This window comes from Pleurocapsa sp. PCC 7327, assembly GCF_000317025.1.
Classification (GTDB): Bacteria; Cyanobacteriota; Cyanobacteriia; order Cyanobacteriales; family Microcystaceae; genus Hydrococcus.
The window spans coordinates 2,673,065-2,690,259 of record NC_019689.1; the positions used below are offsets into that span (position 1 = coordinate 2,673,065).

General features: G+C 47.4%; 12 protein-coding genes and 1 pseudogene. 5 read left to right on the forward strand and 8 right to left on the reverse strand.

Annotated elements, in window-relative coordinates:
- Positions 1 to 61 precede the first annotated feature (61 nt).
- From PLE7327_RS24855 to psaA, 8 genes and pseudogenes are all read right to left on the reverse strand, one after another.
- Positions 62 to 1,468 carry a serine/threonine-protein kinase gene (locus PLE7327_RS24855; protein ID WP_015144076.1) on the reverse strand — a complete coding sequence of 469 codons (1,407 nt, stop codon included), beginning with the start codon at positions 1,466 to 1,468 and terminating at the stop codon, positions 62 to 64.
- 107 nt (positions 1,469 to 1,575) lie between these two features.
- Positions 1,576 to 2,106, reverse strand: a complete 531-nt coding sequence (locus PLE7327_RS11900; protein ID WP_015144077.1) for an esterase family protein — start codon at positions 2,104 to 2,106, stop codon at positions 1,576 to 1,578.
- A gap of 167 nt (positions 2,107 to 2,273) precedes the next feature.
- Entirely contained in the window at positions 2,274 to 3,203 is a 930-nt protein-coding gene (locus PLE7327_RS11905) for a lysylphosphatidylglycerol synthase domain-containing protein (RefSeq protein WP_015144078.1), read from the reverse strand.
- 77 nt (positions 3,204 to 3,280) lie between these two features.
- Positions 3,281 to 4,951 carry a bifunctional lysylphosphatidylglycerol flippase/synthetase MprF gene (locus tag PLE7327_RS11910; protein WP_015144079.1) on the reverse strand — a complete coding sequence of 557 codons (1,671 nt, stop codon included), beginning with the start codon at positions 4,949 to 4,951 and terminating at the stop codon, positions 3,281 to 3,283.
- An 87-nt stretch (positions 4,952 to 5,038) separates the two neighbouring features.
- Positions 5,039 to 5,596 (reverse strand): annotated as a pseudogene (locus tag PLE7327_RS26570) (DUF1003 domain-containing protein).
- Entirely contained in the window at positions 5,593 to 6,477 is an 885-nt protein-coding gene (locus PLE7327_RS11920; RefSeq protein WP_015144080.1) for an esterase family protein, read from the reverse strand. Before PLE7327_RS11920 ends, PLE7327_RS26570 begins: the two are co-directional and overlap by 4 nt.
- Before the next feature lie 362 nt (positions 6,478 to 6,839).
- Positions 6,840 to 9,068, reverse strand: coding sequence for a photosystem I core protein PsaB (psaB, locus tag PLE7327_RS11925; RefSeq protein ID WP_015144081.1), 2,229 nt, complete (start codon positions 9,066 to 9,068; stop codon positions 6,840 to 6,842).
- A gap of 289 nt (positions 9,069 to 9,357) precedes the next feature.
- Positions 9,358 to 11,607, reverse strand: a complete 2,250-nt coding sequence (gene psaA / locus PLE7327_RS11930) for a photosystem I core protein PsaA (RefSeq protein WP_015144082.1) — start codon at positions 11,605 to 11,607, stop codon at positions 9,358 to 9,360.
- 483 nt (positions 11,608 to 12,090) lie between these two features.
- Here psaA and PLE7327_RS11935 point away from each other — a divergent pair, with 483 nt between their 5' ends.
- From PLE7327_RS11935 to PLE7327_RS11955, 5 genes are all read left to right on the forward strand, one after another.
- A complete protein-coding gene (locus PLE7327_RS11935) occupies positions 12,091 to 13,503 on the forward strand; it encodes a hypothetical protein (RefSeq protein ID WP_186005317.1) in 1,413 nt (470 codons plus the stop codon).
- 136 nt (positions 13,504 to 13,639) lie between these two features.
- A complete protein-coding gene (locus PLE7327_RS11940; RefSeq protein ID WP_015144084.1) occupies positions 13,640 to 14,761 on the forward strand; it encodes an RNA-guided endonuclease TnpB family protein in 1,122 nt (373 codons plus the stop codon).
- A gap of 256 nt (positions 14,762 to 15,017) precedes the next feature.
- Positions 15,018 to 15,452, forward strand: coding sequence for a hypothetical protein (locus PLE7327_RS11945; RefSeq protein WP_015144085.1), 435 nt, complete (start codon positions 15,018 to 15,020; stop codon positions 15,450 to 15,452).
- Positions 15,453 to 15,813: 361 nt separating this feature from the next.
- Complete coding sequence (locus PLE7327_RS11950) at positions 15,814 to 16,488, forward strand: ParA family protein (protein WP_041392079.1); 675 nt, start codon at positions 15,814 to 15,816, stop codon at positions 16,486 to 16,488.
- Positions 16,485 to 17,129, forward strand: a complete 645-nt coding sequence (locus PLE7327_RS11955; protein ID WP_015144087.1) for a hypothetical protein — start codon at positions 16,485 to 16,487, stop codon at positions 17,127 to 17,129. Before PLE7327_RS11950 ends, PLE7327_RS11955 begins: the two co-directional genes overlap by 4 nt.
- Positions 17,130 to 17,195: the final 66 nt, after the last annotated feature.

Consider the following 17,195-nt stretch of genomic DNA (forward strand, 5'->3'; position numbering starts at 1 on the left):
CTGCGCAGCAGCTTATTGTTGGAATCGGCTATAAGTTTGAAGATAATCGCTAACTCAAATTCTACTCTGCGTCGGATCGGCGATCGAAGGTCAGTTGACTTTGGTGGATGTAACCCATTGCCCCACAAATGTCGGTTTTGTACCATCCATTCGTTTCTCCGTAGGTATTAATCGTCCTCACGGAACGAACCGGACAAAGAATTTTCCCCGTAGGCGATGGTTCGTCCCTGACTAATGTCCCCGGATTCAACACTGTAGCCACGCTTGTTTCTGGCGTTTCGGAGATTGGGGTTGGTTCGACGGTTGGCGTGGGTGAAGGCTCGTCCGGCACTTGCGCTTCGGGTGTATCGGTGGGAGGGGGGGAAACTGTTACTTCTGGAGTTGGTTCCGGCGTGGGCGTTGGGGAGGGCGTTTCTCTAGGAGTAGGTTCTATCGTCGGTGTAGGAGTTGGGGTGTCGAAAACAGCAGGTGGCGGCGAGGATGAAGGTCGATTGAGTAATATTATTCCTGCGATCGCGCCCGTGGCAAGTCCGCCAATTGCTACTGAAAAGACTATCTTCAGTAGCTTTAATAAGCCTCCGGATTGCTTGGAGGCAACATCGGGAACATAAGCCACCTGCGTTCGTACTTGCGAGAGAGGGGGCGAAAATTCTGTCTCGGACATGAGTGCTTGCAGGGCTTCTGAGGCATCTTGATAGCGCGATCGATAATATTCGTGGGTCATTCGATCTAAAATATTCGCCAAGCGATCGCTGACTTGGGCGCGATCGTGCCATAATAATCTTCCCGTATTAGGATCTTCTGTAAGGCGATCGGGCGATAAGCCAGTTATAGCTTGAATTCCTACCATTCCTACTGCATAGACATCGCTGGCTAGTCTGGGTTTTCCTTGCGCTTGTTCGCTTGGCATATAGCCGGGAGTCCCAATTCCCCGCGTCATCGTCGTTTGTCCGGCGGCAGTTACCGTCAAAGCACCGATTTCTTTAACCGCCCCAAAGTCAATCAGCACCAATTTTTTATCGCGCTTGCGCCGGATGATATTCGATGGCTTGATATCTCGGTGAATGACATTTTCTTTATGGACGACTGCTAAAACTGCGAGAATTTCTCGCAGTAAATTAATGGTACGTTCTTCACTCAATGGTTTGCCTGGAAGGAGTTCTTGAGTGAGTTCCTCTCCCTCGATGAATTCTTGTACTAAATAAAATTCTCCGCCTTGCTCGAAATGCGCGTACAGGCTAGGGATTTGGTCGTGTTTGCCCAGGCGATAAAGATACTCTGCTTCTCGCTCGAATAACGTTTTCGCAACAGCTAAAGCCGACGGAGCGGTATCTTTTGGTTTCAGATGCTTGACGACGCAGGGAGGATGACCTGGCAGGGCTAGGTCTTTTGCTAGATAGGTATCCCCAAAGCCGCCGCTACCCAATTCTCGAATGATTTGATAGCGACTGAGTAAGACATCTGACATGGATAAAAAACCGCCGATCGAAACACACTGGTAATTCCATGCTACAAGGCAAAACCCAATAAAAAGACTATAAAATCGAAAAACGGTCTAGATGGTGCAGTCCGATATTAACAGCGTCCCACGCTCCTGAAGAGAGTCCACCAATCGCCCAAAATTCTGGCATTGGTAAAGCTAATGGCTGTAGAAACCTTACCGTTAGGTCCGTCAATGTATTGGGGATCGCGATAGCGACTGCGACCGCGAAGATCGTTGCCATCGGGGGTAATAATCATACTAGGCAGAAGCTTTTGGTCGCAATAGAGTTGTTGGAGCGTGGATAGGGCATCTCCTTTTTTAAACCAATCCGTCTCGTCCCTACTGCCGCCATGTAATAGAAAAATGACGGGATAGCGTTTTTCGGGCGAGGATTCGCACCCTGGAGGTAGCACTACCCTGTAGGTTCGCGTTTGTCCTAACACTGAGCTATAGTAAGTCTCAAAGCGATCGCGCAATGAAATTGGCTGCGAACTAGCAGCCGTTGCTGGCTGTTGTGATACTTGAGAGCGGGCAAGCGGAGCGCTTGACGCGGACTGACAACTCAAGCTCGTCAGCATCAAACCGAATGCGATCCCTACTATCTTGACTCGATTGTATGGCATGTAAATTTCTCCTTTGCCCATTTTTGGGTTACTTGCGCGAGTTTGCAAGCAATATTTCGTCTTTTTGCGAACTAATAAAAGTTTACAAAAGACAGATATCAGATCTATGTCAGAGGGATGTCAATCCTGTGAAATTTTGGCTTTGGGGCACTCTCAAATTCTAGAGATTAAAATCTTCGTCTAATCTCATACAATCCCAGCAGCAGGGCGGCAAAGCTTAAAGGCAAGAAGTAATAAATACCTCGGTAAGCCAACAATGCCCCAAAAAGCTCTGCCGAAGAGATGGGAGGAGAAAGCAGCAAAAGCATGACGGTTTCAAAGACTCCTAACCCTCCCGGAACATTGCTAATAATTCCGGCAATTTGCGCCAGTAAGTAGATCCCGAAAAAACCTGGATATGATATCGGTACGGATGCAGGCAAGAGGACGTAGAGTACAGCCGCCGCTAGCGCCCAATCAAGAGAAGTAATGGCAATTTGAGCCAGACATAGGTTGATGGGTAAATGAGGTATCGTTAGTCTACCGACTCTCAGAGGCTTTTTACTTAGGATAGAGATAAAAAGATAGCTAATGACGACCAGCGAGAAAATAACACCGATGGGATGGACTGAAGTGATGGGCAAATGCAAAAGTGCGGGAACCTCAACGGGTTCTATGAGAAACAGCACTCCTCCTACAGCAAACAGCCCCAACCAAAAGCTCCAATTGCAAAAAGCGATAATTTGAGCAATTTCAGCGATAGATAAATTCCAGGGTCGATAAAAACGATAGCGGATAGCGCTGCCGCTGAGGAGCGCTAAACCGACGCTATTGCTAATGGCATAGCTAATAAGCGCAACTAGAGCGGTTTTGGGGTAAGGGAGGGGATGACGAATATAGCGGACGGCAAGCGTATCGTACCCAGTCAGCACGATGTAGTTTAAGCCAGTCAATGCCACTGCTAAAAGTAAATGGGATGTGGAGATAGCGGCTAGACTCTTCCAGACTTCTCGGATGTGATATTTTTGTAGTTCCTGAGTAATTGCCCAAATCGAAAGCGCAAAGAGCAATAAACTCAGCAAGGCAGAACCAATATGAGAAAGGCGCTGGCGATTCATAGATATGCCTCCTCATTCATATCTGGGGTAGTCTACTCGCAACTTCCGACTTTTCCCTCCTTTTGCTTTCTGCCTTTTTACGAGCCGGGTTTTAAGTAGTCTAGCAAGCGATCGCCCGAATCAGCCCTTACCAAAGCTACTACGACTTCCGGTAAAACCGCCGCTCCCGGATAAACTAGATATCGCGGTTCCCAACGGGGTTGGAATTTCTCTTTGTAGCTATGCAAACCCTGAAAATTATAAAACCGATTTAAGTGTTCGTATAAATAACGCAACACCTTTTCTAAACCAGGAGATTCTGGGGTTTCTCCTATGCCAGCCAGTGCCGATAATCCCATATTAAACCCGTCGTATCCCCGCTCTTTAAAGTGTTGAAACATCGAAATAAATAAAAAATCCATCGTACCATGCTCTACTTCTGCTCGCCGCCGCATCAAGTCGATGGTAATCTCGTTAATTTGATATTCCGGCACTACATTGGCAAAGGCTGTTATTTCTCCCGTGTTTTTCTGTACGACGGCAATTTCGCACTCTCGCAGATACTTCTCGTCAAACCATCCCAAGGAAAACTTTTTTTCCGCTCCTTGCGTTATCTTGAGCCATTCATCGCTAATCTCTTTCAGTTGCTTGAGCAGTTGATGAGAAATGGGAGGTTGGTAAAATTTGACCTCAAAACCCGACTTAGCCATGCGATTGATGGCGTTTCTTAAGTTTTTTCCGGCTTTCCCTTGCATGGTAAAAGCTTTGAGATCGATAATCGCTTCTTCTCCAATTTTGAGTGCCCCGAAACCTAACGACCGATAGAGGTCGAGATCGTCTGGCAAGGTTTGATAAAAAGCGGGATACCAATCATTGAGCTGACAAAACTGTTGAAAGCCAAGAATGACTTCTCGCCTGTCTTCTTTGGAACCGATAGGATCTCCCAAGGCAACAGCGCCTCTTCCTTTGGGAACGTAGGCAATGACACTGCGCCCTGAAGGACTAAAATAGTAAGCCTTATCGTCTAATAAGGTAAAGCGTGCCAGAGAAGAGCATCCGTATGCCTCAACAATTGCCTTTGCTCGTTGCCTTTGGGCTGCTGTCGCTGGCGCACCTCGCAGCAAAATTGGTCGAGTGAGCATAAATAAGGCATACAAAAACGTCACTGCACCCACGATATAAATCGAATCGGCAAAAAAGCGACCGAAGCGCGTTTGGGGTTGCAAACCCGCATTATCTTCAGTAAAAAACATCGCCAGGGTTTGAGCGATCGCGCCCGGAAGATCGAAGTTAACGTGGTAATGGTAGTCTAGTAAAAAAAAGCCCGCCGTTCCATAGGCGAGGGTAAAGAGTAACGCGCCGATAAGGACTCGAATTCCTTGCGCGATCGAAGGTCTATCGGAGCGAGCAGTAAACGCGCTCCGCATTAAAATCAGTTGAATCAGTAACACGAGGGCTAGCAGACTCTCTTCATAGTCGAGTCCTTTGATTAAATGAGAAATAATGGAAATAATTAGTAAGATAACTGTCAGCAGCCAAGCGACTCGTTTTCGCCGCAATAAGTTAGTTGCCAAGACGAGCAGGAAAAATCCACTTAACGCGGCAAATAAATGTCCGCTCGCTCGGACTTCAAAAGGGAAAATGGCTTTCAACCATTTGACTCGTTCTTCAAGGCTAGGCGTTACCGCCGATAGTAAGTTAACAACGCCGACAATCGCTGTCAGTAAGGCGGCTGTCCAGATCCCAAGTTTGGTTTGTCGTTTAAGCAAAATTTTTCCTCCCTAGCGACCAAAATAGTTCAAAGTTCAAAAAATGGAGACGAGCTTTCAACTTTGAACTCTCAACTTTTGTGCTTGTTAGGCTGAGTTATTAGAGGAATCCTGACTCAAAAATTCACGCGATCGCATCGAGGAGGCAAGTAAATCTTCAAGTCGCCCGATCTGTTGCTGCTGCTCGATCGTGAGGGTTTTGAGTTCGACTAGCTCTTGCTCTCGTAGCAGATTCATCTTATCGTGCAATAGCTCGATTTCCAGTTCCGCTTTCATGTTAACTTCATAGTCGTGTTTTGCTTCCTCGCGATCGATGACCGCTTGACGGTTTTGGCTCATCATAATGATAGGCGCAGCAGAAGCCGCCTGGAATGAAAGCATCAAGTTCAGCAATATGAACGGGTAGGCATCCCAATGTCAGATAAAACCCACGATATTGAGCAAAACCCAAAGAAATAGAAGAATTGATTGAATAATAATGAAATGCCAAGACCCCATCATCGCGGCAAATGCATCGGCAAGACGCTCTCCAGTGGTCAAACGCTTGAGGGGAGGATTTTGAGCTGGTTTGCGCTCTCGCAGGTGTTGCAGCAGTTGGTATTCTTCTGGAGTAACCCGCGCTCGAATCGGTTTTTTGTGACTCATGGTTTTGTTTTTCCTGCTTCTTCGTGTTTTTGTTGTGCTAGAGCAATTTTGAACTGTTCGCCCACATAGCTGAGGGAATTAAACGCATGTTTGTGAACGTAATTCCAGCCGTAATCGGCTCCAGACACCCCATGACCGCCAGGAAAGGCATAAAACACATTGGGAACACCTAATTGATTTAGAGTCTGATGAAACTGTTGAGTAGAAGCCAGAAAATCGGGATCTGCTTTGCCTGCATCCATATAAGCTCGCAAACACTCCAGTTGCGTCTTAGGTATCTTTTGCACGAAGTTTTCGGGACTATTTGCCGCGCCACTGTCATCGGTAAAGTAACCCAGATGACTGAAGAGGACGCAAAAGTTATCGAGGTGGCGCAGTCCGATATTAAATGCACCCCATCCGCCAGAAGAGAGTCCTCCCATCGCCCAAAACTGCGGTTCGTTGAGAGTGCGATAGCGAGACTTGACCACTTGCACTAACTCAGAACCAATAAACGTCCCGACTTTGCCATTGGGACCATCGAAATAATCGGGGTCCCACAAAGGACTAGAGCCTCGGTTATCGTTGCCATCGGGGGTAATTACGATTGAGGGCGGTAGCTTGCCGCTTTGATAGAGTTGGTGCAGAACAGTAATGATGGCATATTTGTCATACCAAGCTCTTGCATCGTCATGTCCGCCGTGTAGGAGGAAAATGACCGGATAGCGGCGATCGCGATTTTTCTCGTAATCTGGCGGCAAAATTAGACCGTATTGCCGTACCTCTCCCATGGTTTTGCTGTTGAAGCACTCCAGTTTAAAGGTTAGATCGCTTCCGGGAACGTTGATTTGAGGCGCGTCTAGTTGGGGTGCGCCTGCAATGAAGACGTACCAGTATCCCATTGCTCCCAATCCAGTCCAGTAAGGATAATGGCACCTATCCCTAACGTTATTTTCCAACTGAGAGTCATGAGTCAAGTCAAAAGTTAGAAGTAACTGCCTTATCGTTCGTTACAATATCTTAGCCAACCAAGTCGCGATCGATCGATTGATGATTTCTGAATACTCAGCTAGCAGTAGATGTCCCGCTTCGGTTTGATACTTTTAATACTACCGCGAACACTACAGCCCGGATATGACAACGCTATGTTTTCTCTGTGTCAATCTCTTGTCGCATTAACTTCTACCGGTTTCCCCAATCCAAAAAATTAATCCCCCGCCCGAAGGCAGAGGATAGCTTAGTTACCTATAAGGCTAGGCGTTCTTTAGCCGAACTTACCAGCAGTCGAGGCAATCAGGAAGGCTGCATAGGTCAGGACATAGCCAACCGTGAAGTGAGCCAGACCGACCAAGCGAGCTTGAACGATAGACAGAGCGACGGGCTTGTCCTTCCAACGAACTAGGTTCGCTAGAGGAGTACGCTCGTGCGCCCAGACAATCGTTTCGATTAACTCTTGCCAGTAGCCGCGCCAAGAGATAAGGAACATGAAACCCGTTGCCCAAACGAGATGTCCGAAGAGGAACATCCAAGCCCAGACAGACAGGTTGTTCACGCCGTAGGGATTGTAACCGTTGATTAGCTGAGCGGAGTTAGCCCAGAGATAGTCGCGGAACCAACCCATCAGGTAAGTCGAGTTTTCGTTGAACTGAGCAACGTTACCTTGCCATACGCACAGATGCTTCCAGTGCCAGTAGAAGGTTAACCAGCCTAGCGTATTGAGCGTCCAGAACAGGGCGAGGTAGAAAGCATCCCAAGCGGAGATATCGCAAGTACCGCCACGACCGGGACCGTCGCAAGGGAAGGAATAACCGAAGTCCTTCTTGTCGGGCATTAGCTTGCTACCGCGAGCATCCAACGCACCTTTGACGAGGATCAGGGTAGTGGTGTGCAGACCAAGCGCGATCGCGTGGTGTACGAGGAAATCTCCAGGTCCGATGGTCAAGAACAGGGAGTTAGTCCCGCTGTTGATCGCATCTAACCAGCCGGGCAGCCAAACGTTGCCGTAGTTGGGATAAGCCGTGTAAGCGATGCTGTCTGGATTGGATAGCAGGGTGTTAAATCCATACAAAGCCTTTCCATGAGCAGCTTGAATCCACTGAGCAAACACGGGTTCGATCAGGATTTGCTTTTCCGGAGTACCAAAAGCAACGACTACGTCGTTGTGGACATACAGACCCAGGGTATGGAAACCGAGGAAGAGCGATACCCAGCTCAAGTGGGAAATAATCGCTTCCTTGTGAGCCAATATCCGCGCCAACACGTTGTTCTTGTTGGCTTCGGGATCGTAGTCGCGTACCCAGAAGATAGCACCGTGAGCGAATGCTCCCGTGATCAAGAAGCCAGCAATGTACTGGTGATGGGTGTACAGAGCAGCCTGGGTAGTGTAATCCTTAGCCAAGAAGGCATAGGGAGGCATCGAGTACATGTGCTGGGCTACCAGGGAGGTAATCGTGCCAAGGCTAGCCAATGCTAAGCCAAGCTGGAAGTGCAAGGAGTTGTTAATGGTGTCGTACAATCCCTTATGCCCTTCGCCCAACAGTCCGCCAAAGGGAGTTCCTGAAGGAGGATTATGAGCGTTCAGGATTTCCTTGATGCTGTGACCGATACCCCAGTTGGTGCGGTACATGTGTCCGGCAATGATAAATATGACCGCGATCGCCAGGTGGTGATGCGCCATATCCGTCAGCCAGAGCGACTCGGTTTGAGGATGGAATCCACCTAAAAAGGTCAGAATTGCCGTTCCTGCCCCCTCAGAAGTCCCAAATACGTGCTTAGCCGTATCCGGGTTCTGAGCGTAGACTCCCCAATTCCCGGTGAAGAAAGGCAGTAAACCTGCTGGGTGGGGCGCGGTAGACAGGAAGTTATCCCAACCGACGTGCTGTCCTCTCGATTCGGGAATCGCAACGTGAACGAGGTGCCCCGTCCAAGCCAAGGAGCTAACGCCAAACAAACCAGCCAGGTGGTGGTTCAGGCGAGACTCAGCATTCTTGAACCAAGATAGGCTCGGACGGAACTTGGGTTGCAAGTGCAGCCAACCAGCGAACAAGAACAGGGCTGATAGGATTAACAGGAATATCGATCCCTGATATAGGTCGCCATTCGTTCTCATCCCGATGGTATAGAACCAGTGATATACCCCAGAGTAAGAGATATCAACTGGGTAGGAAGCACCGCCTTGGGTGAAAGCATCGACGGCTGCTTTACCAAATTGGGGATCCCAAATCGCGTGAGCGATGGGACGGACATTCAGGGGATCTTTGATCCACTGCTCGAAGTTACCTTGCCAGGCTACGTGGAAAATGGTGCCGGAAGTCCACAGAAAGATGATAGCAATGTGACCGAAGTGGGAAGCAAAAATCTTTTGATAAAGATTTTCCTCGGTCATGCCATCGTGACTTTCAAAGTCGTGGGCTGTGGCAATCCCATACCAGATTCGACGGGTCGTCGGGTCTTGTTGTAGATCCTGGCTAAATTTTGGAAATTTAGTTGCCATAGCTTTTTAGGAAATTCTCCTCTCTAAATAATGAGGGCCAGTGCAGAATTGCTGCTCATTTCCTGTTTTAGTTATCTACTGTAACCGAAGTCACGGTAGATGGAAAGTTAAAAACGGTTTCAAAAACGGGCAGTCTAACCCAACCTTCATGCCGTTTTTCTTTATAAATTGAGAGCATTTGCTGGCTACTTGCTTAGTAGCGGAGTGTAAGCTGTCAATCGCTGCGGAAAAGTTTTTTAAGCCCTCCCAACAGGATTGACAAGCTTATTGCAGGGTTGAGCTTATTACATTAGAAAGAAAGGGTTCTGGCGTGGAAGAACGCCCAAGTCGTCACGATTCCACCGAGTAGATAGTGGGCGACTCCAACAGCCCGTCCCTGAATGATGCTCAGAGCGCGAGGCTGAATAGCTGGGGCGACTTTTAGCTTGTTGTGCGCCCAGACGATCGATTCGATTAGCTCTTGCCAGTAGCCGCGTCCGCTGAAGAGGAACATCAAGCTAAAGGCGAAGACGAAGTGACCGGCTAGGAACATGATGCCATAAGCCGAAAGGGCTGAGCCATAAGAGTTGATCACTTGTGCTGCTTGCGCCCACAGGAAGTCGCGCAGCCAGCCGTTGATGGTAATCGCGCTTTGCGCCCAGTTCCCCAAGGTGACGTGAGTGACCGTACCATCTGGCGCAACGGTTCCCCAGACATCCGACTGCATCTTCCAGCTAAAGTGGAAAATCACGATCGACAGGGAATTATACATCCAGAACAAGCCCAGGAACACGTGATCCCAACCCGATACTTGGCAAGTACCGCCACGACCGGGACCGTCGCAGGGAAAGCGGAAGCCCAATTCAGACTTATCGGGAATTAGGCGAGAGCTGCGAGCATAGAGCACGCCCTTGAGCAGGATCAGCACGGTAACGTGGATGGTAAAGGCATGAATGTGATGGACTAGGAAGTCAGCCGTACCCAGTGCGATGGGCATCATCGCCACTTTACCGCCTACCGCGACAACATCCCCGCCAAATGCGTAGCTAGCAGGAGCTAAAGCGTTGGGAGCGGTGTTGCCAGGAGCCAGTGCGTGGATGTTTTGTACCCACTGGGCAAAAATAGGCTGTAGCTGAATTCCCGTATCGGAGAACATATCCTGAGGACGACCGAACGCCCGCATCGTATCGTTGTGGACGTAGAGACCGAAGCTATGGAAGCCCAGGAAGATACATACCCAGTTTAAGTGGGAGATAATAGCATCTCTGTGACGGATGACGCGATCGAGCAGGTTGTCTACGTTCTTGGCAGGGTCGTAATCCCGCACCATGAAGATCGCAGCGTGAGCGCCAGCTCCGACGATCAAGAATCCGCCAATCCATACGTGGTGAGTAAAACAGGCTAATTGAGTAGCGTAGTCGATCGCCATGTAAGGATAGGGAGGCATAGCATACATGTGGTGAGCCACGATGATGCTAAGCGATCCCAGCAGGGCAAGGTTAATGGCTAATTGGGCGTGCCAAGAAGTGGTCAGAATTTCATAGAGACCCTTGTGACCTTCGCCAGTGAATGGACCTTTATGAGCCTCTAGGATTTCCTTCATGCTGTGACCGATCCCCCAGTTGGTGCGGTACATGTGACCGGCAATGATAAACAGCACCGCGATCGCTAAGTGATGGTGCGCCGTATCCGACAGCCACAAGCCACCTGTAACCGGATTCAAACCGCCTTTGAAGGTGAGGAAATCGGAGTAGACTCCCCAGTTCAAGGTAAAGAAAGGTTTGATTCCTTGGGCAAAACTGGGGTATAGCTCCGCCATCTTGCTCGGATCGAGAATAAACTCATGAGGCAAGGGGATATCTTTTGGAGCTACACCAGCATCCAAGAGCTTGTTAATAGGCAGAGAAACGTGGATCTGGTGCCCTGCCCAAGCTAAGGAGCCTAATCCCAGCAAACCAGCTAAGTGGTGGTTCATCATCGACTCTACGTTTTGGAACCACTCCAGTTTTGGCGCTCTCACGTGATAGTGAAACCAACCTGCAAATAGCATTAGAGCAGCCATTACCAAGCCGCCGATAGCCGTGCAGTAAAGCTGGTAGTTATTGGTAAAACCGGCAGCTCTCCAGAGGTAGAAAAATCCAGAAGTAATCTGGATGCCGCTGAAGCCGCCGCCTACATCGGCATTCAAAATTCCTTGACCGACGATGGGCCATACCACTTGAGCGCTAGGCTTAATCGTGGTCGGATCGGTCAGCCAAGCTTCGTAGTTAGAAAAACGAGCGCCATGGAAATACATGCCGCTCAGCCAGACGAAAATCACTGCTAAGTGACCGAAGTGCGCGCTAAAGATTTTCCGCGAAATATCTTCTAGGTCGCTGGTCTGGCTGTCAAAATCATGGGCGTTGGCGTGAAGGTTCCAAATCCAGGTAGTGGTTTTGGGACCTCTAGCCAGAGTACGGTCGAAGTGACCGGGTTTGCCCCACTTCTCGAACGATGTAGGAACCGGATTATTATCGACTCTTACCCTGACTTTCGCCTCTCTCTCCGGACTAATTGTCATGAGGGTTCTCCTCTCTCGACAATGAACTTTAAAGGTTTTCTCTTGATGAATAGTGTAATAGAAGAACAGCAAATGTGGGATTTACTGCTTTTCAATTTTGCTTAAGATGCCTGTTTTAAAAAGCTTCCAGGCAAAAGCATCAATAGATGATGATAAGTCTTTCTACTCTACTGTGTTGGCAAGACTTAACAATAATTAAAATTTGCTCAATTGTCGCTCTCATGATATTTGTCAGCAAAACTCGTCCGACCAAAAGTCAAGGGCATCGGACTTTTTCTTTACAAAAAGCAATAATTTATTAAAGTCGTACTCGATTCCGGAAAATTACCACTAAGAACCGCTCAAAATTCAGCTATATTGCCATACAGATAGCTTCAGTATTCTTAATAAAATAATTAAGTAAGATTAATCGATTCAAGGGTTATTAGGAGGGTTAGCATGTTGGTTTTTATCTATCGATTTTTGCCTATAAAATCCATTTGTTTGTGCGCATTCTTAATTCTACTAAGTTTAGGTTTGGTGAGTTGTGGCGATCGCATCGAAGTTTCACCGCTATCTAGCCCAGAGCCACCTTCTGTGTCGATAAGTGCGGGCAAACTGTCAGAAGTAGCTCCTCCAGCGGTTATTCGGCAGCTAAACCAAACTCTAGAACAATATCAACCACAAGTTGCTATTCTCAGCCCGCCAAGCGATAGTATTTTCCAGGAAACAACCGTCGCAGTTAAACTCCAAGTGCGAGATCTACCCATCTTTAAAGATCCCGAGCTTGAAATGGGACCCCACCTCAAGCTGATTCTCGACAACGAACCCGCGCGAGAAATCTACGACATCGATAAACCCGTTACTTTAGAAAACCTAGCCCCCGGAACCCATACCCTAAGAGTATTTGCCTCTCGTCCCTGGCACGAAAGCTTTAAAAATGAAGGCGCATACGCTCAAACGACTTTCCATATCCTTACAAAAACAGATACCAACGCTCCCGATCCTTCCCTTCCTCTATTGACCTATAGCCGTCCGCAGGGAAGTTACGGTGCCGAGCCTATCCTAGTCGATTTTTACTTAACTAACGCTCCGCTACGTCTAGTAGCAAAAGAAAACTCCGAAATTGCCGACTGGCGGATTCGCGTCACGATTAACGGTCAAAGCTTCGTACTCGATAATTGGCAACCCGTTTACTTAACGGGTTTTGAGAAAGGGAACAACTGGGTTCAGCTAGAATTTCTCGATCGCGCTGGCAATCGAGTTGATAACGCTTTCAACACGACGGTCCGGCTGATCGAATACAATCCGAAAGGTCAAGATCCCCTCTCCAAATTAATGCGCGGAGAGATTGCGACTGAATACGCTCGCAGTATCGTCGATCCTACCTACAAAGCCAAACTAATGCCTACGCCTTCTCCAACGGCAACCCCTACCCCAGCAGAAACGCCTACTGCACAACCAGAAGTTCCCGTCGAACAACCCACTCCAACCCCACAAGAAACGCCTACTCCAATAGAAGAACCGACTCCTCCCCGAGTAGAAGTCACCTCACAGCCGCCAGTAGAGCAGAGTGAGCCTATATTATCCGAACCGGAGAAAACCCCAACCCCAGAATTGGTCGAACCAACTGAAACTGTAGCGCCGCAGGAAGAAACTTCAACGGCAGAACCCCCGGCGGCTCCTTCTGAGAAATCGATTCCAGCTAACACGGAAGCGGCGCCAGCAACAGAAACCCCGTCTGCGAGCCAAGCACCTCGCCTAGAAAAACCTCAATGGTTAGATCGCGTTCTCAGTCGTTTCCAAACAACAAAAACAGCTCCCAGTCTCTCACCTTTGCCAGAGCAATCGCCAACCGCTTCCTCAGAATCCAATATGCAATCTGAATTAGCGCAACCCCAATCGGAGTCTATATAAAAGCGCTTTACCTTGAATGTCGAAAGAAGGCTCACACCGTACCGTAGGTCGGTGTTGAGATGAATTTCGACCAACAAATAAACGCGCGGAGCGCAACCTTATGGTAAAGTAAAACCATAAAGTTAATCAGTTGGTCGTGTTTGTACTCGAAGCCAAACTCAGAGGTTCGACAAAACAGTTGGCCGTCATCGACGAGATGATACGCACGGCTGGCTTTATCAGAAACAGTTGTATTCGACACTGGATTGATAATCGTGGCGTCGGACAATACGACTTGTCTGCTCTGCGTGCAGTTTTGGCTCGTAAGTACGAGTGGGCTAAAAAGCTTAATTCTCAAGCTCGTCAAGCATCTGCCGAACGAGCTTGGCAGTCGATTAAGCGTTTTTATGACAACTGTAAAAACCCAAGCGTCAAGAAAAAAGGTTATCCCAGATTCAAAAAATCGCGCTCTGTTGAGTACAAGACTACTGGCTATAAACTCTCGCCAGATAGACAATCGCTCGCGTTCACTGATGGGTTTAAAGCTGGTAGCTTCCGTATGATTGGAGCTTTCGACCTTAACTACTATCAACCAGAACAAATCAAAAGAGTTCGAGTTGTGCGTAGAGCAGACGGGTATTACGCTCAATTTTGTCTTGCCATTGACCGACTCGAAGCAGTCGAGCCAACCGAGCAAGTAATTGCTCTTGATGTTGGGTTGATGCACTTTTACACCGACAATCGAGGTAACCAAGTTGAAAATCCTCGTCATCTGAAAAAGTCGGAACAGAGCCTTAAGCGCCTGCAAAGAAGAGTAAGTCGCAAGGTAAAAGGCTCTAACAAACGCAAAAAAGCAATTAACAAACTGGGAAGAAAACACCTGAAAGTCTCGCGCCAGCGTCAAGATTTTGCTGTAAAGTTGGCAAGATGCGTGGTCAAATCTAACGATTTGGTGGTGTTTGAGAAACTGATGGTGCGAAACCTGGTCAAGAATCGCCGTCTTGCCAAAAGTATCAGCGATGCTGCTTGGAGACAATTCTTTGAATGGTTGGAGTATTATGGGCAAGTGTTCGGCAAAATTGTGATTGCCGTGCCACCTCAGTACACAAGTCAAGAATGTAGTTCCTGCCATCGCCTTATCAAAAAGTCTTTGTCCGAGAGAACCCACGTTGGCGAGTGTGGTTGTATGCTCGACAGAGACGAAAATGCTAGTCGCAATCTTTTAGCTAAAGGACTGGAAATAATAAGTAGGGGGGCACTCCCAAACTTCGAGTTTTAAACTCGTAAACGCCCAAGGACATTTGAACCTCTGTCAAATAAGTGAAAGCTTGCTTGATAAGTTTGGTGGTTGATTTGGGAACCCCACGCTGTATGCGATCGCATCAGCGTTGGGAAGATGTCAGTCTGGAATCGAGTTGATTTACTGAAAATTAGCAATTCTTAAATCGATCCTGAAAATTTTTGCGGCTACCGCGAAATCTAGCTAAACTTTTAAAGGTTTAAAAACAATTTTTTTAGAATCAAGGGAGGTTATTATGTTACAGCAAAATTCTCACGCATTAACTGGAATACTGATATTAGCCTCTTTATCGGCAGTTGCAGCTACTCCAGCGATCGCCGAACCCACACAAAACCAATCCTCACAAACCCTCATTAGTCAGGCTTTAGGACACGATACTTATGAAGGGGGAGAAGGACAGATGAGCTTCTCCGACTACGTACTCGGTCGCGTTAGAGGAAGAACTGGCAATTACTTATCGATTGAGCTAATGAATATGGAGGGAACTGAAGTAAAAGAGGGAAATGGCAGAGTCATCATGGAAGGTTCGGCTAATCCTGGCGACAACGTTCTCTTGACAGAAGAAGATGGCGAGTACGAGTTTGTTGGTCCCGCTCATCCAGCCTGGATTACAGAATTACAGGAAGACTATAAATGGAATATGTCGGCAGAAATGAAAAAAACTCCCTAAAAAGGTAGCTAGAGAAGAAATTCTCTGTCTAAGATGCTAAAATCCGTCCGATCTAAGATCTTGCATTATTCTCAGGAACTGCCCCTCGATGTTCTATCGCTGTCTCATATTTCAAAGTTGTCTAAAGACGAATAGAGAAGTGTTTTAGTCCATTTTAATGGACTTAGTATGTAAGCCTGGAAATTGGTTTCCAGGAACCTATTGCGAAGAGTGCAAGATCTCAGTTTTTTATGGAAAACTAAAATTGCATAGGGCGTCAAAGTATTACAAGCTATTTATTTGCCAACCAAAAGAGGAATAAACATGGTAAGGTGAGGACTATTGATTCAAGCGCCCAAAAGCAGCAAATGCGATCGTGATCGTGAGAAAAAAGAAAGCGTCTTCAAAATCCTCAGATCCAAAAATCAGAATTTTGGCAGTTGTTAACGGAAAAGGGGGCGTTGGCAAGACAACAACAGCCGTCAATTTAGCCGCGATCTTAGCCGAACAAAAGCAGGTGTTGCTAGTAGATGCAGATCCCCAAGGTTCGGCGACGTGGTGGATAGAACGAAGCGATGCGGAGATAGATTTCGACCTATCCCAAGAAACAGAACCCAAGCTATTAGAAAATTTGCGCCAAATTAGCGATTACGATCTCGTAGTAGTCGATACCCCTCCTGCCCTACGATCTGAGGCATTGAAAGCGGTTATCGCCTCAGCCGATTATTTGGTATTGCCGACCCCACCCGCACCGATGGATTTATCCGTTTTAATCGAAACGGTGCAGAGAGCAGTAATGCCCTTAGCAGTCGCCCATCGGGTTTTGTTGACCAAAGTAGACCCTCGCAGCCTGAAAGAAACCTTAGAAGCGCAAAATACCCTATTAGAGTTGGGAATTCCTGCCTGTCACGCCTTCGTTCGCAACTATAAAGCCCACGAACGGGCAGTTTTAGAGGGAATGCCCGTAACCCAATGGCGGGGAAAAAATGCTCGCGAAGCCGAAGCGGATTATCGTCGCGTGGCAGAAGAACTACAACGAGATTGGAATCAACTATGACCAAAAAACGTTTATCCGACCTGCTACGAGAAGAACTTAACAATACACCTACTGAGTCAGCAACTACTACAAGTTCGCCAAGCGATGCTGAAGGCGCTAATTTAACTTTATCTAACGCTAAAACCTCTAAATCATCCTCTAGCAGCCGATCGCGAGCGAGAAAAACTATTCCAGATCAGTTGGAAGATAAGGTAAAAGAGTTGACGGCTGCCCTAGAATCTGCTAACCAACGCGCTGGTTCTCTTGAGGAGCAAATCGCATCTTTAGAATCGCAATTGGAGACACAAAAAAAATTAGTAGAAACTCTCCAAATTCAATTGGAGAAAACAATTCAAATGGAATTGGAATTAGAAGAGAACAAAAAATTAGTTGAGAAGCTCTACTTTGAATTACAAAAAGCTGAAAGCGTTCAATCGGAATTAGAAGAACAAAAGAAATTAGTACAAGAACTTTCTGCCCAGTTACAACAAGCACAAAACGAACAAGATCTTGAAGCAGCTTCCGATGCCTCTCACTCGACAGAATTACAACTAGCAGCCATTGCCAATTATGCACTTCAACGCCGACCGATTGGACGTTCTATTGCCTCCAATCAACCAACCACTGTTTTGTCTAACGAAGATATCGGTTGGTTTGATTAATCTCAGAACCTAGAGCTTTAGTTCTAGGCTCAAAGCTTAACTCGATTAAAATCGATTGAAATTAAT